We start from the raw sequence: 23,442 nt of genomic DNA on the forward strand, positions 1-23,442 counted from the left end.
TTAGGGGTTTCCACTAGACTGATCCAGGCACCGCATCACCCCGGTTACGCCCGCACGGGCCGCTTAGGGATATCGACCATGCAATGGATCTTGACGCTGTTGGGCCTGGCACTCGGCTGGGTGGTGGACGAGTCGTTCGCCGATGCGCTGATAGGCGCGCTGGTGGGGCTTGGCATCGCTCAGTCGTTTCGATTGGGGCGCCTGGGTATCCAGGCGGCCAAGCAACAGATCTTGTTGCAAGAGGCCCAGCAGAGCTTGCTCACGTTGGAGGCACGGCTGGCAGTGTTCGAGCGCGGAGCCGTTGCCGCATCGAGTGAGCCTGCGCCAGCGCCCGAGGTTGTCGTGCCCCAGGCCGCGAAGCCCGAAGCGCGCACCGAGCCAGAGCTGGTCTGGGAGTTGCCGCCAGATCTCGAGCCCGTTCCCACGATGGCCACCCAAGCCAGCCAGCCGTTGCCCGATGACGTTTGGAAACCCGCGCCAACCACGTCCAGTCGGCGTGCCGACCGCGACTTCACCCCGTTGCCCCTGGAACCGAGGGTTTCGAAACCCGCGGCCCCCCGTGGCCCGAATCTGTTCGACCGCGCCGTGATTGGCGCGCGCAACTGGCTGTTCGGTGGCAACACGGTGCTGCGGGTCGGCGTGGTGCTGTTGTTCCTCGGCCTGGCGTTTTTGCTGCGCTATGCCACCGAAGGCATGGTGGTGCCGATCGAGTTGCGTTACGCCGGCGTCGCGGCCAGTGCGTTGGGCCTGTTGGGCCTGGGCTGGTGGTTGCGCCAACGCAACAGCAACTATGCGCTTATGCTCCAGGGCACCGGGATCGCGGTGCTGTACCTGACGGTGTTCGCGGCCATGCGCCTGCATCCGTTGCTCGATTCCAAGGCGGCCCTGGGCTTGCTGGTCGCGGTGACGGTGTTCTCGGCAATCCTGGCGATTACCCAGAACGCCCTGGGCCTGGCTGCGGCTGCGGCGCTGGGCGGGTTTGCCGCGCCGATCCTGACCTCCACCGGCAGTGGCAACCACGTTGCGCTGTTCAGCTATTTCATCCTGCTCAACGCCGGCATCCTTGCGATTGCCTGGTTCAAGGCCTGGCGCCTGCTCAACCTGATCGGTTTTGTCGGCACCTTCGGCATCGGTTTCGCCTGGGGCATGCGTTCCTACACACCGGAACTGCTCTGGAGCACCGAACCGTTCCTGATCCTGTTCTTCCTCATCTACCTGGCGATTGGCTTGCTGTTTACCCGGCGCAAGTTGTTGGAAATGAGCGATGCTCCCGAGGGCGCCAGCCGCGATGTGCTGTTGCACTGGTCGGCGCGCAAGGGCGATTACGTGGACGGCACCATGCTGTTCGGCCCGCCGCTGGTGGGCTTCGGCTTGCAGTTCGCGTTGGTGCAGCATTTTGAGTTCGCCGCTGCGTTCAGCGCCCTGGCCCTGGGCATGATCTACATGGGCCTGGCGCGGGTATTGATGGGCGGTCGCGCCCTGCTGCTGGCGGAAACCTGCCTGGCCCTGGGGGTGATTTTTGCCAGCCTGGCGATCCCTTTGGGGCTCGATGCCCGTTGGACCGCAGCGGCGTGGGCCGTGGAGGGCGCAGGGATCTTCTGGCTGGGCCTGCGCCAGCAGCGCCCATTCGCCCGGGCTTTTGCCTTGTTGCTGCAGTTGGGCTCGGCACTGGCGTTCGTCAGTGAATTGCGTATCGGCGACGGCAGCCTGCTCGATGGGTCTGCGCTGGGCGCGTTGATGCTCGGCGGCGCCTTGCTGTTCACCTTCTACCAACTGCACAAGGCTGAGCCCGGACACAGCGCCCATTGGGAGCGCCAAGGCCTGCCGGTGCTGGCTGTGCTGGGGTTGAGTTTCCTCTATCTGCTGGCACCGCTGTTCTTCTTCACCCACGGCACCGCCATCGCCTGGGCCCTGGCTGGATTGGCAACGCTGTTTGTTGGCCTGCGCCTGCAGTCGCGCAGCTTCCTGTTCAGCGCATTTGGGGTGCAATTGCTCGGCGGCGCGCTGTTCCTGCTGCGCTTGCAAGGCGCCGAGGGGGATTCGGCGGCGGTGTTCAGCGCGGGCTGGAGCGGTTTGCTCAGCGCCTCGCTGATCGGCCTGGCGTTGATTGGCGGCATGTTGCTGGCGGCACGTGACGACATGGTGCGCAACGATGTCCGGTTGCTGCGCGGCTTGTCGGTGGTGTTGCTGGCGGGGCTGGTGCTGATCAACCTTGCGGTGCTGTTCGTCCTGCCGTGGCAAACGGCGAGCGGTGTGTGGGCGGCCAGCGGCCTGTTGATCATCTGGCTGAGCCTGTACCTGAAACAGCGCGTGAGTTTTGTCTTCGGCCTGCTGCTGCAACTGCTGGGCGGCGCGGCCTTCCTGACGGCAGGGCCGGCGCTGTTGGGGCCGCTCACTGCCGAGGATCTGCGACCCCTGGCCCATAGCGGCTTCTGGACGCCGCTGGTACTGGGGCTGGCCGCGCTGGTGGGCGCATGGCGTCTGCAACGCGCGCACGCGGCGCAGGAACTGGATGCGTTGAGCTTGCAGCGCCTGTCCGAGCTGTTGCTGATCTGGGGCGCCGGTTGGTGGGCGCTGGCGTGGGTCAGCGAAGTATTGCGCTTTGCCCCGGCGAACCTGCAAGGCAGCTGGCTGCTGCTGGTCGCGGCGATCAGCGTGGCGGTATGGACGGTCTTGGCGCTGCGGTTGAAATGGCCGGCGCTGGGGCTGCTGTGCACCTTGCTGATTCCGGCGGCGGGCTGCGTGCTGGTAGCAACGTGGCACAGCCACTATCACCCGGCCGCGAATTTCGGCTGGCTGGCCTGGCTGGCGGTATTTGCCGTGCATTTCCTGTCCCTGAAGCGCCTGGCTGCAACACTACCGGCCCAAGCACGCAGCACGGCCCATGTGCTCGGTTGCTGGTTGCTGATGGCGGTGTTGATGCTGGAGTTGCGTTACGGCCTGCTGTTGCTGTCCGAGCAGTACAACGCCTGGCGCTGGCTGGCCTGGGCGATCCTGCCAGGCCTTTACCTGGTGCTGATGGCCACGCCGCGTACCTTGCCGTGGCCGGTAGCGGCCCAACCGCGCGAATACCGTGTCTACGCGGCGGCGCCGATGGCGCTGTTGATGCTCGCTTGGTTCTGGCTGACCAACACCTTCAGTGATGGCAACTCAGAGCCGCTGCCGTATGTGCCGTTGCTCAATCCCTTGGAGCTGGGCCTGCTGTTCGCCTTGTTCGGCATCTATGTGTGGGCCCGCAACGCCGTGGCGCAATCGACGAACCGCTGGAGTCGCGTCGGGCACATCGCCCAGTTGATCGCCGGTGTGTCGCTGTTCGCGTTCTTCACGGCCCTGGTGATGCGCACTGCCCACCAGTGGATGGGTGTCCCGTACGAACTGGATGCGCTGCTCGAGTCGATGTTCGTGCAGGCCGGCTTGTCCATTGTCTGGACCCTGATTGCCCTGGGCCTGATGATCGGGGGCCACCTGCGCCATCGTCGTGAAGTGTGGCTGATCGGTGCGGCGTTGATCGCCGTGGTCGTCGCCAAGTTGTTCTTTGTCGAATTGAGTAACCGTGGCGGTCTGGCGCGGATCGTGTCGTTTATCGGCGTGGGTGTGTTGCTATTGGTGGTGGGCTACTTCGCACCGCTGCCACCCAAGCGTCCGGAGACGGTCGCCGAGGATGAGCCGCCTATGCCTGTCAGTGAGGGAGTGTCATCTTGAGTCGCAAGTTGAATCGGATCGGGCTGGGTGTGGTCGGATTGTGGGTAGCCTTGTCGGCTACGGCCCAGGAGCAACCGGCGGATTTCGCCCATCAGGTGCCATTGGCCTTGAGTGGCGAGGGGCCGTGGTATCGCCTCCCATTGCCACTGGACGTTCAGCTGCAAGCGCGGCAGACCGACCTGAGCGACCTGCGGGTCTTCAACGCCACCGGCCAGCCCCAGGCCTACGCCCTGGTGCGCGAGTCGGCCCAGAGCCGGGAAAACCGCACCCTCACCGACGTGAAGTGGTTCCCGCTGTACAACGCCGTCGATGACAACGAGCGCGCGCCCAGTGTGCGAGTGCAATCGAACGCCAACGGCACCCTGGTGGAGGTCCAACCCTCCAGCCGGCTCGAAGCAGGGGAGGAGGCGTTGCGTGGCTGGTTGTTGGATGCCAGCGCGATCAAGGCACCGTTGCAGCAGTTGATCCTCGACTGGACCAGTGAGCGCGACGGTTTCCAGCGGTTCACCATCGAAGCCAGTGACGACTTGCAGCACTGGCAGTCGTGGGGCGAAGGCCAGGTGGCGCGCTTGACCTTTGCCGATGAGCGAGTCGAGCAGCATGAAGTGAGCTTGCCGGGGCAATCGGCGCGTTACTTGCGGTTGTTGTGGGATTCGCCGTCCTCCGCGCCGATCCTGACCTCGGCCCAACTGCAAAGCGCCAGCCGCGAAAGCCTGCCGTTGCCGCTGGTCTGGTCGCAGCCGTTGGCCGGCAGCACTGCGAAGGCCGGTGAATACACCTGGCAGTTGCCCATGGGGCTGAACATCGAGCAGGTGCAGGTCGAACTGAGCCAGGCCAACAGCCTGGCGCCGGTGACCCTGGCCGGTCGCCGTGAAAGCAGCCATCCGTGGCAACCGTTGGGCAGTGGCTTGCTCTATCGCCTGACCCAGAACGGCCAGGATGTGTTGCAAAACCAATTGCAACTGTCCGGCCAGACCGTGCAGCAATTGAAATTGACCGTGGACGAGCGCGGCGGCGGCCTGGGTAGCGAAGCCCCGGCCCTGCGCTTTGCCGTGCGTCCGACCCAGGTGGTGTTCCTGGCGCGCGGCGAAGGGCCCTACCGCCTGGCGCTGGGCAGCGCGACCGTCAAAGCGGCCAGCCTGCCACTGAGCACGCTGGTGCCCGATTACAAACCGTCGCGCCTGGCGACGCTGGGTACGGCGACCGTGAACGGCGCGGCCACGTCGACCCCGGCGGCGGCCACGGCAACCGCGCCTGCGACGGTCGATACCAATTGGAAGAAAATCGGCTTGTGGGCGGTGCTGCTGCTCAGCGTGCTGTTCCTCGCGGCGATGGCGTTCAGCCTGTTGCGCAAGCCGCCGGTCAAATCCTGAATTTGGACAACCGATAAACCGAGTCGCCAGTTTCGCGAGCAAGCCCGCTCCCACAGGAGTCCGCATTCCAATGTGGGAGCGGGCTTGCTCGCGAAAGCGGTCTTCCATCCACCCAAAATCCACGAGCAACCGCCAGCCTGTGAACTCAATCCTCCATATCCCGTCTCATAGGAGGAATTAAGTCCCGACTCGCGCTAAACTGCGCTGGTTTTTCCGTCCCCTATTCTTCGGAGCCGTCCATGTCCCGCGTTACCTTGAGTCGCTATTTGATTGAGCAGACCCGCAGCAACAACACCCCTGCCGATCTGCGCTTTTTGATCGAAGTGGTGGCGCGTGCGTGCAAGGAAATCAGCCACGCCGTCTCCAAAGGCGCGCTGGGTGGTGTCCTGGGCAGCATGGGCACCGAAAACGTGCAGGGCGAAGTGCAGAAGAAGCTCGACGTGCTGTCCAACGAAATCCTGCTCGAAGCCAACGAATGGGGCGGTCACCTGGCCGGCATGGCGTCCGAGGAAATGGACAATGCCTACCAGATCCCGGGCAAATACCCCAAGGGTGCCTACCTGCTGGTGTTTGACCCACTGGACGGTTCGTCGAACATCGACATCAACGCACCGGTTGGCACCATCTTCTCGGTACTGCGTTGCCCGAATGAATACCTGAGCCAGAACGAAGCCTTGAATGAAAAGGCCTTCCTGCAGCCAGGCACCGAGCAGGTCGCTGCCGGTTACGCCATCTACGGCCCTCAGACCATGCTGGTGCTGACCCTGGGCGACGGCGTCAAGGGCTTTACCCTGGACCGCGAAATGGGCAGCTTCGTACTGACCCACGAAGACATCACCATTCCTGAAACCACCCAGGAATTCGCCATCAACATGTCCAATCAGCGTCACTGGGAAGCCCCGGTAAAACGCTACGTTGAAGAGTTGCTGGCGGGCGAAGAAGGCCCGCTGAAGAAGAACTACAACATGCGCTGGGTTGCCGCGATGGTTGCCGATGTGCACCGCATCCTGACCCGTGGCGGTCTGTTCATGTACCCGCGCGACAGCCGTGAGCCGTCCAAGCCAGGCAAACTGCGCCTGATGTACGAAGCCAACCCGATGTCGTTCCTGGTGGAACAGGCGGGCGGCGCTTCCACCGACGGCCACCAGCGCATCCTCGATATCAAGCCCGAAGGCCTGCACCAGCGCGTAGCGGTGTTCCTTGGCTCGAAAGAAGAAGTGGCGCGCGCCACGGCCTACCACAAGGAATAAATCATGGCCGAGCCCTGGCAGCCGTTGCTCGACTGGTGGTTTGGTTCAGCCAAGACACCGGACGAAATATCGGCTGACAGAGGCAAGCTGTGGTTCGGTAAACGCCATGATCGCCAGGCCAACGAGCGCTTTGGCGATCAGGTCGAGCTGGCACTGGCCGGCGGATTGACTGACTGGGCGCAACGCCCGGAAGGTTGGCTGGCCCTGGTGCTGCTACTCGACCAACTCCCGCGAATGATCTTCCGCGACACCCCCAAGGCCTTCTCCGGTGACCTGCGTGCCCAAGCGCTGGTGGCCCAGGGCATGGCAGCGGGTTTTGACCGGCAACTCAAACCGATCCAGCGGGTATTCATCTATCTCGTACTCGAACACTGCGAAAACCTGGCGGTGCAGAACGAGGCCGTGTCACGGTTTATCGACTTGGTGCGAGAACAGCCGGAGGCGCAGCGGGCGGTGTTTGAGGACAACCTGGATTATGCCGAACGGCATCAGAAGATCATTGCCCGGTTTGGGCGCTTTCCCCATCGCAATGCGGTGTTGGGGCGCGAGTCCACGGCTGAGGAAGTGGAATTCTTGAACAGGCCTGGGTCCAGGTTCTGAGTGTTCTGCGCGGCTGATGCCGTCTTCGCGAGCAAGCCCGCTCCCACAGTTGATCGCGTTTACCTGACGGAACTCGGTCAACTGTGGGAGCGGGCTTGCTCGCGAAAGGGCCCTTGAGAGCACTAGATCCGGAAGCTACCCACCAACTGCTTCAACCGCGCCGCCTGCTGCTCAAGGTCGGCACAGGCCCGCAAGGTGGCTTGCAGGTTTTCCACGCCTTCCTGGTTCAGGGTGTTGATCTCGGTGATGTCGACGTTGATCGACTCCACCACGGCGGTCTGTTCTTCGGTGGCGGTGGCCACGGATTGGTTCATGCCGTCGATCTCACCAATACGCTGGGTCACGCTGCCCAGGCGTTCGCCGGCCTGGTTGGCGATGCCGACGCTGCTTTCGCTCTGGCGCTGGCTGTCCGTCATGGTCAGTACCGCTTCCCGGGCGCCGACTTGCAGCTCTTCGATCATCTTCTGCACTTGCTGCGCCGAATCCTGGGTGCGGTGGGCCAGGTTGCGCACTTCATCGGCCACCACCGCGAAGCCGCGTCCGGCTTCACCGGCACGGGCCGCTTCGATGGCGGCGTTGAGGGCGAGCAGGTTGGTCTGCTGGGAAATACTGGTGATCACCTCAAGAATCTGGCCGATGTTCACCGTGTTGCTGTTTAAGGTTTCGATGTTGCCGCACGAATCGCTGATCTTGGCCGACAACTGCTGCATGGCCGCGATGGTTTTATCCACCACTTGTTGGCCGTCTTCGGCCAGGTTGCGCGCATCGCTGGAGTGTTGCGAAGCGAGGGCGGCGTTCTGGGCGATTTCCTGGGCGGCGGCACCGAGCTGGTTGATGGCAGCGGCCACACTGCTGGTGCGCGACGCTTGTTGGTCGGAGTTGAACATCGACGAGTTGGACGCGCTGACCACGCGCAGGGCGACTTCGTTGACCTGGCCAGTGGCCGAGGCCACTTCGCGGATCGAGGTGTGAATGCGTTCGACAAAGCGGTTGAACGAAGTCCCCAGCGCACCGAATTCGTCGTGGCCGTGGATGACCAGGCGCCGAGTCAGGTCGCCTTCGCCTTCAGCGATGTCATGCATGGCGCGGCCCATGGTCAGCAGCGGTTGCATCAGCACGCGGATCAACATGCCCAGCAGGGCGATGATGAACACCACCGCGATGACCATGGCAATCAGCGCCGAAGTACGGAACTCGCTGAGCATCGCCAGCGCGGTGTCCTTGTCGAGCACCAATGCCACGTACCAATCGGCGCCCGGCACGCCGCTGACGCGGGTAAAGGAGATGAATTGGGTCTTGCCGTCGAGGTCGACTTCCTTCACGCCCGGGCTGATTTGCGGCGCGCCGTTAGGGTAGGCCTCGGCCAGGGTCTTGAGCACGCGCTTGCTGTCGGGGTGGATCAGGATCTTGCCGTCTGCACTGACGATGAACGCGTGGCCGTGGCCGCCGAAGTTCAGCGAATTGATGATGGCGCTGATGCTGGACAGGTCGATGTCCGCACCGGCCACGCCAATCATCTGGTTCTGGTGCTGCACCGGGGTGGCGACGGTGATCACCAGCTTGCCCGACGAGGCGGCGATGTAGGGTTCGGTGACGATGGTTTGCTGTGCGCTGTTGGCGGCCTTGTACCAGCCACGGGCGCGCGGGTCGTAGTCGGCGGCGCGATTGCCGGCCGGTACCGAGAACATCACGCCGTCGGTGCCACCAAAATAACTGAGCTGGAAATTGCCGGTGTAGGCCGGCAGGCCCACGGCGCGCTTGAGGCTGTCGGCACTGTTGCCGTCCACGGCGATCTGCTGGGCCAGCGATTGCAGCAATTGGATGCGGCCGTCGACCCACGTCTGGATGTTGCGGCTGGTCAGGCTGCCGAGTTCCTGCATGGAGGTCTCGGTGCTGGCGTGCAGGCTCTGGCGTTGACGGTAGTCGTTGAACAGGATGAAACAGGCGAATGCGACGGCCACCACGAGGGCGGCAGCCAGCAGGATTTTATGGCTGAATTTCATGTTTCTGGTCATTAAGAGCACTACCGCGAAGGGACGGGTCAGGACGGGCTGTCAACTTGCCATAACGCAGGGTTTTGCGCTGTTACTTCTTATCGGCGCAGAAGCCCAGCCCATCAGGCGCCACGGGCCCAATCCCGACGAAAGGTACGACGGCGTCACAAACTGGTTGTTTCACCGGTGAAACACCTCTGCACAGCCAATAAATACTGGGGGCGTCAGGGAACCAGATAGGGGTTTTCTCTTCTAAGGATCAGGTTGGCACCCTGCCACCACCCTTCGTTCCAGGAGTTACTCCATGTCGCTGCGATCTATCGCCCTGTTGTTTATGTGCGTCGTGTTGACTGCATGCAGCAAGGTCAACCAGGAAAACTATTCGAAACTGTCGGCTGGCATGCCCAAGTCCGAAGTCGAAACGTTACTGGGGAAACCGACCGATTGTTCAGGCGCGCTCGGCATGTCCAGCTGCACCTGGGGTGACCAGAAAAGCTTTATCAGCGTGCAGTACGCCGGTGACAAAGTGTTGATGTTTTCCGGCCAAGGCCTGAAGTAAACCGAGGCCAGAGGCCTGCGGGAGAAAAATAATGATGCGGTTAGTTTTTGTGCTTTTGGCTGGCCTGGTTTTGGCTGGCTGTGCCACTTCTGGCGAAGATCCGCTGGCACCCAAGACGGTCAACAGCGTCAATCTCAAGCGCTACCAAGGGACCTGGTATGAGTTGGCCCGCCTGCCCATGTATTTCCAGCGCAATTGCGCGCAATCGGAAGCCCACTACACCCTCAAGCCAGACGGCAACGTGGGTGTGCTCAATCGCTGCCTGACCTCGGACTGGCAGTGGGAAGAAGCCAGGGGCACCGCCTCGCCGCAGGTGCCGGGCAAGACCGACAAGCTCTGGGTCGAGTTCGACAACTGGTTTTCACGGATCGTGCCGGGTGTGGCGAAAGGGCAATACTGGGTGTTGTACGTCAGCGATGACTACAAGACCGCCATCGTCGGCGACCCAAGCCGTCGCTACATGTGGCTGCTGTCCCGTACCCCGACCGTCAATAGCGTCGTGCGTGAGGAACTGCTGAGCATTGCGCGCCAGCAGGGCTACGACACCACACGCTTGATCTGGCGCGCGTCGGATCGACAGATGGCCAGGACTTCGAATTAGTCGGTGGGCTTGAGGGAGTGTCAGCAGCAGGGGAGCTCCTCCATCTTGTTTTTTTGGGGGGGCTTGAACGGGAGCGCACTTTCCGTGGGGGGCATCCGGTAGTGCTGTTGCCAAATATCGAAAGCGAGCGACTCATCCTCTTTGTTAAGATCCTGTACGCCGCAAGAATAGCGGAGATTATTTTGGGATAATCTGTTTCCAGCAATGATATGAGCTGCGCAAGGCTGATGTATGGATGGGTCGGCAGTGCCGAAATCAATCAATGTGTTGGGTGATTCTCCATTAAACGGGAGAATTATTTTGTGGCCAGTCGAACGTACGATGTATATATAGGTTTGACTGCTCTCGTGCTGTTCTTGAAGCGAAATGATTCCTTCGCGTAACAGTGCTTCAAGATTGAGCTCGTCATCGGGTGATGTAACTGTAAATATGATTGTGCCGTCCCTGACTTTTTCGAAGTCACTGGCTTTGATGGCATGGTTGCCTGTGGCGCAAAATATAACATCGCATTTAGCATAAAGCTCATCAATGCGGTGTGCGATATTTTCTTCAGGGATTCCGGTCGTTCGGCCAGAGTCTGTATCGTATACCAATGGTTTTTCTGCGTGCCTTGCCTGGAGCTGGTGTGTTATTCGGCTGCCAAGAGTCCCGTGGCCAATCACACCCACTTTGGTGTCTTGATTGAAGAGCATGACACCACCGTTTTGTAGGTATAGTTCGGCAGCAAGCAGTATGCTGTCAGCCGATGCATGGTCACTTTCCCTTTTCAAGGCAAGTCTGCCCACTGAAATGATTGGGCGGTCATTAATGTTGAGTGAAATATACCTTTGTTCGCCATTTAACGCATATTCCGCAATTCCGGAAATAACATCGGGGCCTAGTGCTCGCAGAATTTTTTCGTTTAAGGCGAAATAGCCTCCATGGTCCAAAACTATGCAGTTGTTGTCGCCAATTGCGGTGTGTAATTTATCTATGGTTTCTTGTGAGGCAAGTTTTATATCCTGCTTTGAGATGTCCAAAACTGGATAGTCTTGAGTTGTTAATAATGCCTTGAGAGAGCCTGCCGTTCTTTTTGTGGAATTTTTTATTATGATTCCGCACAGATCAAAATGACGGGAAATGCTTTCGATCATCGGGAAGGTTGACTCGTAGCCAGGACATACAAGGAGTACTCTGGCTCTGGCCGATCTGAGGCCAGACTGGGTGACAACGTCGTTATAGAAACTCAACGCTTTAGTGTAAGTGGTTCTTTTTATTCTGTTTAGGATTAGCATGGAGTGTGCGGGCTCGTCTGCGCCATTGGATTTGGGCTTAATTGTTGGAGAGTGGTTGAGATGTGGGCAAAAAACTGGTTGGGTTTTTTGTGTTTTTAACGAAGGATGCCAGATCCTCATGGAATGCTATATTTTTCAATCCAGGCCGCATGTTGAGGAAAGGCTTTCAGCAGCTCGTTTCTTTGACCGAGCCGGGAATCCAGGTCGTTCCAAGCGGGCACTGTGACTTCACTGATCAAACCGTATTCACCACCCAGCTGAAGCTCACTGCATTTCCAAATGTCGGCGGGCGCATAAAGTTGCAATGAATGCCCCTGTACCAGATCCGGGCCGAGTATATGTTCTTCAGTATCTCCATTCGTATGGATGTAGCGATATGTTATTGGTGAGCCGCTGTGGTAGAAATGAATGATGGGCGATAAGTTGGTGTGAAGATAACCGATAGGGCTGTCATCAGTCAGCAGGTAATAAATGACGCTCGCAAGGCCGCGTTCAATACTCAGCCCGGCTCGGTCAAAGTTTACGTTAATAGCAGAATCAAATGTTTGAGAGAAAAAACCTCCCTCGACATGCTTGCGTAGGGAAAGCATGTTCTGGATGTCTTTTTTTGTCATATATTTTTTCCGCGTTTTGGTCGGCGTGAATTTTTAATAGGTGTCTGGAGTCGTAATGATTGGTTTTTTTAGGGACTGCCAACAGGTCGCGGCGATAGTGTAAATTTTGAGCGCGGAATGTCTAATTTTTGTTGTTATTAATTGTTGCGATTCTGGAGTTTACTAGAGGCAGACTCTATTAATGGTTCGGTTAAGTTAATTCGAATGCATTTGGCAGAGCACGGGGTTCAACAATTGGAGGGCTTTGGGGCGAACGGATGGGCTGCAGGCTGGAGGAAGGGATTTGGTCCGCCTTTGGCAAGACCAAATCCCTATGGTGGATTGTTGGATGTTGACTTATGTGTAATAGAGCGTCGTTGCAGGACAATGATGAATCGACATTTCAGCGTAGCAATTCCCTTAGTACCTGGGTGAACGCCGCAGCGGCCTCGCGTTCGTCAGGATGACGGCCGTTTTCAATCACGCGCTTGCCCTTGACCCACACATCCCGTACCTGGCGATCGCCGCCGGCAAACAGCCAGCGATTGAGGATCCCGTCACCCTGGGCCGTGGCCAGGTACGGGTCGTTGCCATCGAGCACCAGCCAGTCGGCACGCTTGCCGATTTCAAGGGCTCCGATCGGTTGCCCCAGGGCCTGGGCACCGCCTTCCAGCGCCGCGTCAAACAAGGTGCGGCCGACCATCGGCTGATCCGCTCGATACAAGCGGTTGCGCCGTTGATCCCGCAGGCGCTGGCCATATTCCAGCCAACGCAATTCTTCGACCACGCTCAATGACACATGGCTGTCAGAGCCGATCCCCAGGCGCCCGCCCTGGGCGAGGAAATCCACGGCCGGGAAAATCCCGTCCCCCAGGTTGGCTTCGGTGGTCAGGCACAGGCCGGCAATCGCCCGGCTCCTGGCCATGAGGCTGACTTCCTGGGCGTTGGCGTGGGTGGCGTGGACCAGGCACCAGCGCTGGTCGACTTCGGTGTTTTCGTACAGCCATTGCAGCGGGCGGGCGCCGCTCCAGCTCAGGCAGTCATCGACTTCCTTTTGCTGCTCGGCAATGTGAATGTGCACCGGGCACTCGCGGTCACTGGCGGCCAGCACATCCTGGATCTGCCCGGGCGTTACGGCACGCAGCGAGTGGAAGCACAGACCCAGCGCCTGGGACGGCTGCCCGGCCAGGATCGGCTGCAGGCGTGACTGAAGCTTCAAGTAGTTTTCGGTGCTGTTGATGAACCGGCGTTGCCCGTCATTGGGCGCCTGGCCGCCAAAACCGGAGTGGCTGTAGAGCACCGGCAGCAGCGTCAGGCCGATGCCAGCGGCGCTGGCGGCGTGGCTGATGCGCAAGGCCAGTTCCGCCGGGTCGGCGTAGGGCGTGCCGTCGATATCATGGTGCACGTAATGGAATTCGGCGACCGAAGTGTAGCCGGCCTTGAGCATTTCGATGTACAGCTGACGGGCGATGATGCCGAGTTGGTCGGGACTGATTTTTCCGACGAGGCGGTACATCAAGTCGCGCCAGGTCCAGAAACTGTCGTTGGGATTGCCCGCCACTTCCGCCAGCCCGGCCATGGCCCGTTGGAAGGCGTGGGAGTGCAGGTTCGGCATACCCGGCAACAGCGGACCGCCCAGCCGTTCGGCGCCGTCTGCGTGGGAACCGGCCTGGACATGGGTCAGGACGCCTTCGGCATCGACCTCAAGACGTACATCATGGGCCCATCCACTAGGCAGCAGCGCGCATTCGGCAAAGAAGGCGGACATGGTTCAACCTCATCGTGCGTAATTTGTATATACATATACAGACGTTTGCCTGGCCGGTAAACTCCGGCAAGCTAGCATTCTTATCCGCAGAACAAGGAACCGCCGTGTCGACTCCGCCTGCCAAACCGCCGCTGGCCGCAAACATGGGTGACAGTCCGGCACCCCTGTACGCCCGCGTCAAACAAATGATCACCCAGCAGATCGACAGTGGAAACTGGCCGCCGCATTACCGCGTGCCGTCGGAAAGCGAACTGGTCAGCCAACTGGGCTTCAGTCGCATGACCATCAACCGTGCGCTGCGGGAAATGACCGCCGACGGCCTGTTGGTGCGCATGCAGGGTGTCGGCACCTTCGTGGCCGAGCCCAAGAGCCAGTCCGCGTTGTTCGAAGTGCACAACATCGCCGACGAAATCGCCTCCCGTGGTCATCGCCACTCCTGCAAGGTCATCACTTTGGAAGAAGAGGCGGCCGGTTCCGAGCGGGCCCTGGCCCTGGACATGCGCGAAGGCCAGAAGGTGTTCCATTCGCTGATCGTGCATTTCGAGAACGACATCCCCGTGCAAATCGAGGACCGCTTCGTCAACGCACTGGTGGCGCCTGAATACCTCAAGCAGGACTTCACCGTGCAAACGCCCTACGCCTATCTCAACCAGGTCGCGCCGCTGACCGAAGGCGAGCATGTGGTCGAGGCGATCCTGGCCGAGCCGAGCGAATGCAAGTTGCTGCAGATCGAAAAGGGCGAGCCGTGCCTGTTGATCCGTCGCCGTACCTGGTCCGGACGCCAGCCGGTGACCGCCGCACGCCTGATCCATCCAGGCTCCCGTCACAGTCTGGAAGGGCGCTTTCATAAATGAGCCATTTGAAGGTTTTGCGCGCGGCAGACTACCCACGCATGCCGTGGAAAAACGGTGGCGGCAGCACTGAGGAAATCACTCGCGATGCCGGCGCCGGCCTGGAAGGTTTCGGCTGGCGCCTGTCGATTGCCGATATCGGTGAGTCGGGCGGTTTTTCCACCTTCGCCGGTTACGAGCGGGTCATCAGTGTCTTGCAGGGTGAAGGCATGACGCTGAACGTCGATGGCCAGGCCACGCGGGCTCTGCATCCGCTGGACCCCTTTGCCTTCAGCGGCGAGAGCCATGTGTTTTGCACACTGCTGGGCGGACCGATTCGCGACTTCAACCTGATCTACGCGCCGCAGCGTTACCGCGCGCGGTTGCAGTGGTTGGGCGGCCAACAGCGGTTTTTCAGTGACGCGCAAACGGTGCTGGTGTTCAGTGCCGCTCCGGGACTGGCTATCAGGATCGGTGAGTCCGCCGTGGACTTGGGCCTCTACGACTGCTTGCAACTGAGCGGTAACACCGGGTTGGTGGATGTCTCCACTCACGGTCAATGCTGCGTGATCGAGCTGACGGCTCACTAATTTCAGCTTATTGAGTACCTTGTGGGAGCAAGGCTTGCCCGCGACGAGGGCGATGCGGTCCGCCAGAAAATCGAGTCGCCGGCATCGCGGGCAAGCCTTGCTCCCACAGATAAATCCCCCTCGCCACAAGGTGCCTGCCTGCTGTTTCTTCTGTGCACCAACTTGTTACCGAATGCCCCAGCGTGGCGCAACACCACGCGTCTGTGACCCTCCAATTTCCCCCTCGAAAACCCTCTTGAAAAATTTCATGCCGCTCAGCAGCCCTTAAATCACAAGGCTTTCAGCCAATTGCCCAACTGTTTCTGAACACCACCTCTAACAAGTTGGCCGCTTGATTGCATATGCTTGTACATACAAGTAAAGACGTATGCGTATGAGTCACCGATATTCAACGCAACGTCCGCTGAATCGCTGCCCACTGCCCGGGCTGGTCTGGATTGATCGCTGAGGAGTTTTTGCTGTGACCGACGCTACCCGCAAACCCGAAAAATACCGTGACGTTGAAATCCGTGCCCCTCGCGGTAACACGCTGACCGCCAAGAGCTGGCTGACTGAAGCGCCGCTGCGCATGTTGATGAACAACCTCGACCCGGAAGTGGCCGAGAACCCCAAGGAACTGGTGGTCTACGGTGGCATTGGCCGCGCGGCGCGCAACTGGGAGTGCTACGACAAGATCGTCGAAAGCCTCACCAACCTGAACGACGACGAAACCCTGCTGGTGCAATCCGGCAAGCCGGTGGGCGTGTTCAAGACCCACAGTAACGCCCCTCGCGTACTGATCGCCAACTCCAACCTGGTACCGCACTGGGCCAGTTGGGAGCACTTCAACGAACTCGACGCCAAAGGCCTGGCCATGTACGGCCAGATGACCGCCGGCAGCTGGATCTACATCGGCAGCCAAGGCATCGTGCAGGGCACTTATGAAACCTTCGTCGAGGCCGGTCGCCAACACTACGACTCCAACCTCAAGGGCCGTTGGGTCCTGACCGCCGGCCTGGGCGGCATGGGCGGTGCGCAACCCTTGGCCGCGACCCTGGCCGGTGCGTGCTCGCTGAACATCGAGTGCCAACAGGTGAGCATCGATTTCCGCCTGAAAACCCGCTACGTCGACGAGCAAGCCAAGGACCTCGACGATGCCCTGGCGCGCATCGAGAAATACACCGCCGAAGGCAAGGCGATTTCCATCGCGCTGTGTGGGAACGCTGCCGAGATCCTGCCGGAAATGGTCCGTCGTGGTGTGCGCCCGGACATGGTCACCGACCAGACCAGCGCCCACGACCCACTCAACGGCTACTTGCCGGCCGGCTGGACCTGGGACCAATACCGTGCCCGCGCCAAGACCGAACCCGCCGCCGTGGTGAAGGCCGCCAAGCAATCGATGGCCGTCCACGTCAAAGCCATGCTGGCCTTCCAGAAAATGGGCGTGCCGACCTTCGACTACGGCAACAACATCCGCCAGATGGCCCAGGAAGAGGGCGTTGAAAATGCCTTCGACTTCCCCGGCTTCGTCCCGGCGTATATCCGTCCGTTGTTCTGCCGCGGTATCGGCCCGTTCCGCTGGGCTGCGCTGTCCGGCGACCCGCAGGACATCTACAAGACCGACGCCAAGGTCAAGGAACTGATCCCCGACGACGCCCACCTGCACAACTGGCTGGACATGGCCCGCGAACGCATCAGCTTCCAGGGCTTGCCGGCTCGTATCTGCTGGGTTGGCCTGGGCCAACGCGCCAAGCTGGGCCTGGCCTTCAACGAAATGGTCCGTAGCGGCGAGTTGTCGGCGCCGATCGTCATCGGTCGCGACCACCTCGACTCTGGTTCCGTAGCCAGCCCGAACCGTGAAACCGAGTCCATGCAGGACGGCTCCGATGCGGTCTCCGATTGGCCACTGCTCAATGCCTTGCTCAACACCGCCAGCGGCGCGACCTGGGTGTCGCTGCACCACGGTGGCGGCGTCGGCATGGGCTTCTCACAGCACTCGGGCATGGTGATCGTCTGCGACGGTACCGACGAAGCGGCCGAGCGCATTGCCCGCGTGCTGCACAACGACCCGGCCACGGGCGTGATGCGTCATGCCGATGCCGGTTACCAGATCGCCATTGATTGCGCCAAGGAACAGGGGCTGAACCTGCCGATGATTACCGGCAAATAACGCAAAACCCATGTGGGAGCGGGCTTGCTCGCGAAGGCGGTTTTACATCCGAGGCATGTGTTGAATGACACACCGCTTTCGCGAGCAAGCCCGCTCCCACAAAAGAGCATCGCCGAACCAGAACAATCCACAGAGGTTGAACCATGGCTGTCACCAGCACACGTGCAAGCAGCAAGCCGTTGATCGAGAAACGTTCGATCGACTACATCCCGGAAACGGAGCGACACGGTCGGCTGTTGAGCCAGTTCACCCTCTGGATGGGTGCCAATCTGCAAATCACAGCCATTGTCACCGGCGCATTGGCGGTGGTGTTGGGTGGTGATGTGTTCTGGTCGTTGATCGGTTTGCTGATCGGCCAACTGCTGGGCGGTGGCGTCATGGCGTTGCATGCCGCGCAAGGGCCCAAGCTGGGCCTGCCGCAGATGATCTCCAGCCGGGTGCAGTTTGGTGTGTATGGCGCGGCCATCCCGATCGTGCTGGTGTGCCTGATGTACCTGGGTTTCACCGCAACGGGAACCGTGCTTTCCGGCCAGGCGCTGGGCCAGTTGTTTGGTGTCAGCGACAGTGTCGGCATCCTCATTTTCGCCAGCGTCATCGTGCTGGTCACGGTGCTCGGCTATCGGGTGATTCACTTCATTGGCCGTGTCGCCAGCGTTATTGGTGTGATTGCCTTTGTTTACCTGTTCGCTCGCCTGATGAGCCAGACGGACGTTGGCGCACTCCTGCAAATCCGCCATTTCAGCTGGAGCGGTTTCCTGCTTGCGGTGTCGCTCGCGGCATCCTGGCAGATCGCCTTCGGCCCCTACGTGGCGGACTATTCGCGTTACCTGCCGAGCCAAACTTCCTCGGTGAAAACCTTTTTTGCCGCAGGCGCCGGTTCAGTCATCGGCGCACAGGTGGCGATGATCCTCGGCGTGTTTGCCGCGGCCTCGGCCAATGGGCAGTTCGCGGGTCACGAAGTGGCCTACATCGTGGGCCTGGGTGGCACCGGCGCCACCGCTGCGCTGCTGTATTTCAGCATCGCATTCGGCAAGGTCACCATCTCCACGCTGAACTCCTACGGCAGCTTCATGTGCATCGCGACCATCATCAGCGGTTTTCGTGGTCACCTGAACGTAACGCGCCTGCAGCGCCTGGTCTTCGTGTTGGTCATCGTCGGCGCTGCGACCCTGATCGCGCTGCTCGGCCAGCATTCGTTCCTCGGTGCGTTCAAGTCCTTCATCCTGTTCTTGCTGGCGTTCTTTACACCTTGGAGCGCGATCAACCTGGTGGACTACTACTGCATCACTCGCGAGCGCTATGACGTGCCGGCACTGGCCGACCCGAACGGTCGCTATGGTCGTTGGAACGCCCTCGGCATCAGCGTCTATGTCTTCGGCGTCCTGGTCCAATTGCCGTTCATCGCCACCAAGTTCTATACCGGTCCGCTGGTGGAAGAGATGGGCGGTGTGGACATTTCCTGGATCATCGGCCTGGTGGTTCCGGCGGCGCTGTATTACGTCGTCGCCAAGAAGTGGCACAGCGCGGTACCCGATCAATTGATCCTGCCAATCGAGCAGGACACGGTTGACGCACAACCGAGCAGGGCGGGCCGCATCCAAGCGGTCTGATGGGACGTTGACAGGGCTGGATGCCTCTTGACTGCCGTAAGCCAATCCAACTGATTAGGAGCGTCACATAATGAAGTCGAACAAGACCCTGCTGACCACATTGCTTTCCATGGGCCTGCTGGCCAGCGCCGGCGCCACACAAGCGGCGGGTTGGTGCGAGTCGGGCAAACCGGTGAAGTTCGCCGGCCTGAATTGGGAAAGTGGCATGTTGCTGACCGACGTCCTGCAAGTGGTGCTGGAAAAAGGCTACGACTGCAAGACCGACAGCCTGCCGGGCAACTCCATCACCATGGAGAACGCCCTGAGCAGCAACGACATCCAGGTGTTCGCCGAAGAGTGGGTCGGCCGCAGTGAAGTCTGGAACAAGGCCGAGAAGGCCGGCAAGGTAGTCGGCGTCGGTGCCCCGGTCGTGGGTGCCATCGAAGGCTGGTACGTGCCGCGCTACGTGGTTGAGGGCGACGCCAAGCGCAAGCTCGAAGCCAAGGCACCAGGCCTGAAGAACATCGCTGACCTGGGCCAGTACGCCGCCGTGTTCAAGGACCCGGAGGAACCGTCCAAGGGCCGCTTCTATAACTGCCCGGCCGGCTGGACCTGCGAGCTGGACAACAGCGAAATGCTGAAAAGCTATGGCCTGGAAAAAACCTACACCAACTTCCGTCCAGGCACCGGCCCGGCGCTGGATGCAGCGGTGCTGTCGAGCTACAAGCGCGGCGAGCCGATCCTGTTCTACTACTGGTCGCCCACGCCGCTGATGGGCCAGGTGGACCTGGTGAAACTCGAAGAAAAACCAGGCGTGGATAAAAGCGTGAGCATCAAGGTCGGCCTGTCCAAGACCTTCCACGACCAGGCTCCGGAACTGGTGGCGGTGCTGGAAAAGGTCAACCTGCCGATCGACATCCTGAACCAGAACCTCGGGCGTATGGCCAAGGAACGAATCGAGTCGCCGAAACTGGCGAAGATCTTCCTGAAGGAACATCCTGAAGTCTGGCACGCCTGGGTCAGTGAAGACGCAGCCAAGAAAATCGACGCGGCTCTGTAGGTCGAATACTTCCCGGCCAACCGTGGGGCTGGCCGGGACGTTCACCGCATCCACTTGATCGAGAGTCTCTTATGTTTCCCGAAAGCTTTACCTTCTCCATCGCCGACTGGGTCAACGGTTGGGTCGACGCCCTGGTGACCAACTATGGCGATGTGTTCCGGCAGATCTCCGACACCTTGCTGTGGGCCATCGTCAACCTTGAAGGCCTGCTGCGCATGGCGCCCTGGTGGCTGATGCTGGCGATCGTTGGTGGCATCGCCTGGCACGCCACCCGCAAGGTCGTCGCCACGGCGGTGATCGTCGGCCTGTTGTTCCTGGTGGGTGCGGTGGGCCTGTGGGACAAGCTGATGCAGACCCTCGCGTTGATGCTGGTGGCGACGCTGATCTCGGTGTTGATCGGTATTCCGCTGGGCATTCTTTCGGCGCGCAGCAATCGCCTGCGTTCGGTGCTGATGCCGTTGCTGGACATCATGCAGACCATGCCGAGCTTCGTGTACCTGATTCCGGTGTTGATGCTGTTTGGCCTGGGCAAGGTCCCGGCGATTTTCGCCACGGTGATCTACGCCGCGCCGCCACTGATTCGCCTGACCGACCTGGGCATCCGCCAGGTGGACGGCGAAGTGATGGAAGCCATCAACGCCTTTGGCGCCAACCGCTGGCAACAGCTGTTCGGCGTGCAACTGCCCCTGGCCCTGCCGAGCATCATGGCCGGGATCAACCAGACCACCATGATGGCCCTGTCGATGGTGGTCATCGCCTCGATGATCGGCGCCCGTGGCCTGGGTGAAGACGTGCTGGTGGGCATCCAGACCCTCAACGTCGGACGCGGCCTGGAAGCGGGGCTGGCCATCGTGATTCTCGCCGTGGTCATCGACCGCATAACCCAAGCCTATGGTCGTCCTCGGCATGAGGTGAGCAAATGAGCAACGCAGCCGTCAGCAAGATCGAAGTCAAGAATGTCTTCAAGATTTTCGGCAATCGCTCCAAGGAAGCCCTGGACCTGATCCGCCAGAACAAGACCAAGGACCAGGTGCTGGCCGAAACCGGTTGCGTGGTCGGCGTGAACGACCTGTCGCTGAGCATCGGCACCGGTGAGATCTTCGTGATCATGGGGCTGTCCGGTTCCGGCAAGTCCACGTTGGTGCGCCATTTCAACCGGCTGATCGACCCTACCAGCGGCGCGATCCTGGTGGACGGCGAAGACATCCTGCAACTGGACATGGACGCCCTGCGCGAATTTCGCCGGCACAAGATCAGCATGGTGTTCCAGAGCTTCGGCCTGCTGCCCCACAAGAGCGTGCTGGACAACGTCGCCTATGGCTTGAAAGTGCGCGGCGAGAGCAAGCAGGTGTGCGCCGAGCGGGCGCTGCACTGGATCAACACCGTGGGCCTGAAAGGCTACGAGAACAAATACCCGCACCAGCTCTCCGGCGGCATGCGCCAGCGCGTCGGCCTGGCCCGGGCCTTGGCGGCGGACACCGACATCATCTTGATGGACGAAGCCTTCAGCGCCCTCGATCCGCTGATCCGTGCGGAAATGCAGGACCAGTTGCTGGAGCTGCAAAAGACCCTGCACAAGACCATCGTCTTCATCACCCACGACCTCGACGAGGCCGTGCGTATCGGCAACCGCATTGCGATTCTCAAGGACGGCAAGCTGATCCAGGTCGGCACGCCCCGGGAGATCCTGCACTCGCCGGCGGATGAGTATGTTGATCGGTTTGTGCAGCGGCGGGCGGCGGTGGTGTAAGGCAGGACTCAGTTGTGGCGAGGGGATTTATCTGTGGGAGCAAAGCTTGCTCGCGATACAGGCGCCTTGGTTCCAGAGAGACCGCGTTGTTTTTATCGCGGGCAAGCCTTGCTCCCACAGATATCCGCTCCTCGCCACAAATGTTATTGGCAACTTTATGTGCATGAGGCTTTAGATGTCCCAGGCTGAAAAAATCGTAATCACCGGCGCCCCGCTTCGCTGGCAGGATGTCGTCGCCGTCGCGCGCTTCGGCGCTGTGCTCGAGCTGTCGACCCAGACCTGGGCGCGGATCGACAATGCCCAGGCCATCGTCCAGCGCATCGTCGCAAGCGGCGAGCGCGCCTATGGCGTCAACACCGGCCTGGGGGCCTTGTGCAATGTTTCGCTCAAGGATGAGCAGCTCAGCCAACTGTCGCGCAACACGCTGCTCAGCCATGCCTGTGGCGTCGGTGCGCCGCTTGCCGATGAGCAAACCCGGGCGATTATCTGCGCCGCGATCCTCAACTACAGCCAGGGCAAGTCCGGCATCCATCGCCGGGTGGTCGAAGCGCTGCTGGCGCTGCTCAATCGCGGTATCACACCGCAAGTGCCGTCCCAGGGTTCGGTGGGTTACCTGACCCACATGGCGCACATCGGCATCGCACTGCTGGGTGTCGGCCAGGTCAGCTATCGCGGGCAAATAATCCCGGCGCAAGAAGCCCTGGCCGCAGAGGGTTTGCAAGTGGTGCAACTGGGGGCCAAGGACGGTTTGTGCCTGGTCAACGGCACGCCGTGCATGACCGGTCTGAGCTGCCTGGCCCTGGCCGATGCAACGCGGCTGCTGCAATGGGCCGATGTGATCGGCGCCATGAGCTTCGAAGCCCTGCGCGGGCAGATTGCCGCGTTCGATGCCGACGTCATTGCACTCAAGCCACACCCGGGCATGCAGAAGGTCGGCGTCAACTTGCGGGCACTGCTGGATGGCAGCGAAGTCATCGCCGCGAGCCTGGGCATTCGCACCCAGGACGCCTTGAGCATCCGCTCGATTCCCCAGGTGCACGGCGCGGCTCGCGACCAGTTGGCCCACGCCCGGCAACAGATCGAAACCGAACTCAACGCAGTGACCGATAATCCGCTGCTGCTGGGTAGGCCGGAAAACTTCCGGGTCATGTCCCAGGCCAATCCTCATGGCCAGTCGGTCGCCTTGGCGGCGGATCTGTTGGCGATTGCCATGGCTGAGATCGGCTCCATCGCCGAGCGTCGCCTCGACCGCTTGATCAACCCCCACGTCAGCGGCCTGCCGGCCTTCCTGGTGGCCAACCCCGGGGTGAACTCGGGGATGATGATCGTGCAATACGTCGCCGCGTCGCTGTGCGCGGAGAACAAGCAACTGGCGCAACCGGCGGTGCTCGACAATTTCGTCACCTCCGGGTTGCAGGAAGACCATTTGAGCATGGGCACCAACGCGGCCCTGAAGCTGCACCGGGCGCTGGAAAACTGCACGCAGATCCTCGCCATCGAATACCTGCTGGCGGCCCAGGCCTTTGAGTTTCTCAAGGCCCAGCGCTTCGGTGCCGGCACCGACATCGCCTGGAAGCTGCTGCGCGAGCGCGTCCCGGCCTACGACCAGGATCGCTGGCTGGCGCCGGACATCGCCAGTGCCGCCGGCCTGCTCAAAGACCCGAACGTGCTGCACAACGTATTACCGAATTTGAATTGATCAAAAAAGCGCCAGCGTGCCAAGGCACCTCTTGCCCACAAGGCATCGCCCAAAAAGCGAA

At 60.8% G+C, this 23,442-nt stretch carries 18 protein-coding genes; 14 read left to right on the forward strand and 4 right to left on the reverse strand.

Annotation, left to right across the window (positions count from 1 at the left end; all coding sequences use genetic code 11):
• The first annotated feature begins 78 nt into the window (after positions 1-78).
• From AD662_RS01890 to AD662_RS01905, 4 genes are all read left to right on the forward strand, one after another.
• Entirely contained in the window at positions 79-3,702 is a 3,624-nt protein-coding gene (locus AD662_RS01890) for a DUF2339 domain-containing protein (protein ID WP_053185175.1), read from the forward strand.
• On the forward strand, positions 3,699-5,075 hold the full coding sequence (locus AD662_RS01895) for a DUF3999 domain-containing protein (RefSeq protein ID WP_053185178.1): 1,377 nt from the start codon (positions 3,699-3,701) through the stop codon (positions 5,073-5,075). The genes AD662_RS01890 and AD662_RS01895 overlap by 4 nt, the downstream gene beginning before the upstream one ends.
• Positions 5,076-5,314: 239 nt before the next feature.
• Positions 5,315-6,325: a class 1 fructose-bisphosphatase gene (locus tag AD662_RS01900; protein ID WP_018607993.1), complete on the forward strand. Its 1,011-nt coding sequence runs from the start codon at positions 5,315-5,317 to the stop codon at positions 6,323-6,325.
• A 3-nt stretch (positions 6,326-6,328) separates the two neighbouring features.
• Positions 6,329-6,925, forward strand: a complete 597-nt coding sequence (locus AD662_RS01905; protein ID WP_003196874.1) for a DUF924 family protein — start codon at positions 6,329-6,331, stop codon at positions 6,923-6,925.
• Between the two features lie 122 nt (positions 6,926-7,047).
• Here the strand turns inward: AD662_RS01905 and AD662_RS01910 are convergent, their stop codons facing one another.
• On the reverse strand, positions 7,048-8,940 hold the full coding sequence (locus tag AD662_RS01910; protein ID WP_211264912.1) for a methyl-accepting chemotaxis protein: 1,893 nt from the start codon (positions 8,938-8,940) through the stop codon (positions 7,048-7,050).
• 283 nt (positions 8,941-9,223) lie between these two features.
• Between AD662_RS01910 and AD662_RS01920 the strand changes: the two genes are divergently transcribed.
• Positions 9,224-9,478, forward strand: coding sequence for a lipoprotein (locus AD662_RS01920; protein WP_018608002.1), 255 nt, complete (start codon positions 9,224-9,226; stop codon positions 9,476-9,478).
• Positions 9,479-9,509: 31 nt separating this feature from the next.
• On the forward strand, positions 9,510-10,079 hold the full coding sequence (locus AD662_RS01925) for a lipocalin family protein (RefSeq protein WP_018608005.1): 570 nt from the start codon (positions 9,510-9,512) through the stop codon (positions 10,077-10,079).
• A 20-nt stretch (positions 10,080-10,099) separates the two neighbouring features.
• On the opposite strand, the gene AD662_RS01930 is transcribed toward AD662_RS01925, so the two are convergent.
• The 3 genes from AD662_RS01930 to AD662_RS01940 form a co-directional block, all read right to left on the reverse strand.
• On the reverse strand, positions 10,100-11,212 hold the full coding sequence (locus AD662_RS01930; protein WP_139212981.1) for an NAD(P)-dependent oxidoreductase: 1,113 nt from the start codon (positions 11,210-11,212) through the stop codon (positions 10,100-10,102).
• Positions 11,213-11,469: 257 nt separating this feature from the next.
• Positions 11,470-11,967, reverse strand: a complete 498-nt coding sequence (locus tag AD662_RS01935; RefSeq protein ID WP_053178175.1) for a cupin domain-containing protein — start codon at positions 11,965-11,967, stop codon at positions 11,470-11,472.
• A gap of 382 nt (positions 11,968-12,349) precedes the next feature.
• Positions 12,350-13,714, reverse strand: a complete 1,365-nt coding sequence (locus AD662_RS01940) for a formimidoylglutamate deiminase (protein WP_018608008.1) — start codon at positions 13,712-13,714, stop codon at positions 12,350-12,352.
• A gap of 143 nt (positions 13,715-13,857) precedes the next feature.
• Between AD662_RS01940 and hutC the strand changes: the two genes are divergently transcribed.
• The 8 genes from hutC to AD662_RS01980 all read left to right on the forward strand — a co-directional run bounded on the left by hutC (position 13,858) and on the right by AD662_RS01980 (position 23,381).
• Positions 13,858-14,568 (forward strand): histidine utilization transcriptional repressor HutC, encoded by a 711-nt coding sequence (hutC, locus tag AD662_RS01945; protein WP_172681130.1) that lies wholly within the window; start codon positions 13,858-13,860, stop codon positions 14,566-14,568.
• On the forward strand, positions 14,565-15,134 hold the full coding sequence (locus tag AD662_RS01950) for a HutD/Ves family protein (protein ID WP_053185189.1): 570 nt from the start codon (positions 14,565-14,567) through the stop codon (positions 15,132-15,134). Before hutC ends, AD662_RS01950 begins: the two co-directional genes overlap by 4 nt.
• Before the next feature lie 460 nt (positions 15,135-15,594).
• The gene (hutU, locus tag AD662_RS01955) at positions 15,595-17,283 is read left to right on the forward strand and encodes a urocanate hydratase (protein WP_018608013.1); all 1,689 of its coding nucleotides are present in this window, start codon (positions 15,595-15,597) and stop codon (positions 17,281-17,283) included.
• Positions 17,284-17,426: 143 nt separating this feature from the next.
• Entirely contained in the window at positions 17,427-18,893 is a 1,467-nt protein-coding gene (locus AD662_RS01960; RefSeq protein WP_053178171.1) for a purine-cytosine permease family protein, read from the forward strand.
• 70 nt (positions 18,894-18,963) lie between these two features.
• On the forward strand, positions 18,964-19,932 hold the full coding sequence (locus AD662_RS01965; protein ID WP_024618624.1) for an ABC transporter substrate-binding protein: 969 nt from the start codon (positions 18,964-18,966) through the stop codon (positions 19,930-19,932).
• 71 nt (positions 19,933-20,003) lie between these two features.
• Positions 20,004-20,855 (forward strand): ABC transporter permease, encoded by an 852-nt coding sequence (locus tag AD662_RS01970; protein WP_003186705.1) that lies wholly within the window; start codon positions 20,004-20,006, stop codon positions 20,853-20,855.
• Complete coding sequence (locus tag AD662_RS01975) at positions 20,852-21,682, forward strand: quaternary amine ABC transporter ATP-binding protein (RefSeq protein ID WP_052680760.1); 831 nt, start codon at positions 20,852-20,854, stop codon at positions 21,680-21,682. The genes AD662_RS01970 and AD662_RS01975 overlap by 4 nt, the downstream gene beginning before the upstream one ends.
• 175 nt (positions 21,683-21,857) lie before the next feature.
• The gene (locus AD662_RS01980) at positions 21,858-23,381 is read left to right on the forward strand and encodes an HAL/PAL/TAL family ammonia-lyase (RefSeq protein ID WP_053178169.1); all 1,524 of its coding nucleotides are present in this window, start codon (positions 21,858-21,860) and stop codon (positions 23,379-23,381) included.
• Positions 23,382-23,442 lie beyond the last annotated feature (61 nt).

It is taken from the genome of Pseudomonas kilonensis, from assembly GCF_001269885.1.
Classification (GTDB): Bacteria; Pseudomonadota; Gammaproteobacteria; order Pseudomonadales; family Pseudomonadaceae; genus Aquipseudomonas; species Aquipseudomonas kilonensis.

Excerpts from the sequence above, each read along its gene's own strand:
- AD662_RS01930 (WP_139212981.1), bottom strand. The coding sequence starts at position 11,212 with ATGATCGAAAGCATTTCCCGTCATTTTGATCTGTGCGGAATCATAATA.
- AD662_RS01935 (WP_053178175.1), bottom strand. The coding sequence starts at position 11,967 with ATGACAAAAAAAGACATCCAGAACATGCTTTCCCTACGCAAGCATGTC.
- AD662_RS01900 (WP_018607993.1), top strand. The coding sequence starts at position 5,315 with ATGTCCCGCGTTACCTTGAGTCGCTATTTGATTGAGCAGACCCGCAGC.
- AD662_RS01940 (WP_018608008.1), bottom strand. The coding sequence starts at position 13,714 with ATGTCCGCCTTCTTTGCCGAATGCGCGCTGCTGCCTAGTGGATGGGCC.
- AD662_RS01905 (WP_003196874.1), top strand. The coding sequence starts at position 6,329 with ATGGCCGAGCCCTGGCAGCCGTTGCTCGACTGGTGGTTTGGTTCAGCC.
- AD662_RS01960 (WP_053178171.1), top strand. The coding sequence starts at position 17,427 with ATGGCTGTCACCAGCACACGTGCAAGCAGCAAGCCGTTGATCGAGAAA.
- AD662_RS01910 (WP_211264912.1), bottom strand. The coding sequence starts at position 8,940 with ATGACCAGAAACATGAAATTCAGCCATAAAATCCTGCTGGCTGCCGCC.
- AD662_RS01920 (WP_018608002.1), top strand. The coding sequence starts at position 9,224 with ATGTCGCTGCGATCTATCGCCCTGTTGTTTATGTGCGTCGTGTTGACT.
- AD662_RS01950 (WP_053185189.1), top strand. The coding sequence starts at position 14,565 with ATGAGCCATTTGAAGGTTTTGCGCGCGGCAGACTACCCACGCATGCCG.
- AD662_RS01965 (WP_024618624.1), top strand. The coding sequence starts at position 18,964 with ATGAAGTCGAACAAGACCCTGCTGACCACATTGCTTTCCATGGGCCTG.
- AD662_RS01980 (WP_053178169.1), top strand. The coding sequence starts at position 21,858 with ATGTCCCAGGCTGAAAAAATCGTAATCACCGGCGCCCCGCTTCGCTGG.
- AD662_RS01890 (WP_053185175.1), top strand. The coding sequence starts at position 79 with ATGCAATGGATCTTGACGCTGTTGGGCCTGGCACTCGGCTGGGTGGTG.
- AD662_RS01970 (WP_003186705.1), top strand. The coding sequence starts at position 20,004 with ATGTTTCCCGAAAGCTTTACCTTCTCCATCGCCGACTGGGTCAACGGT.
- hutC (WP_172681130.1), top strand. The coding sequence starts at position 13,858 with ATGGGTGACAGTCCGGCACCCCTGTACGCCCGCGTCAAACAAATGATC.
- AD662_RS01925 (WP_018608005.1), top strand. The coding sequence starts at position 9,510 with ATGATGCGGTTAGTTTTTGTGCTTTTGGCTGGCCTGGTTTTGGCTGGC.
- AD662_RS01975 (WP_052680760.1), top strand. The coding sequence starts at position 20,852 with ATGAGCAACGCAGCCGTCAGCAAGATCGAAGTCAAGAATGTCTTCAAG.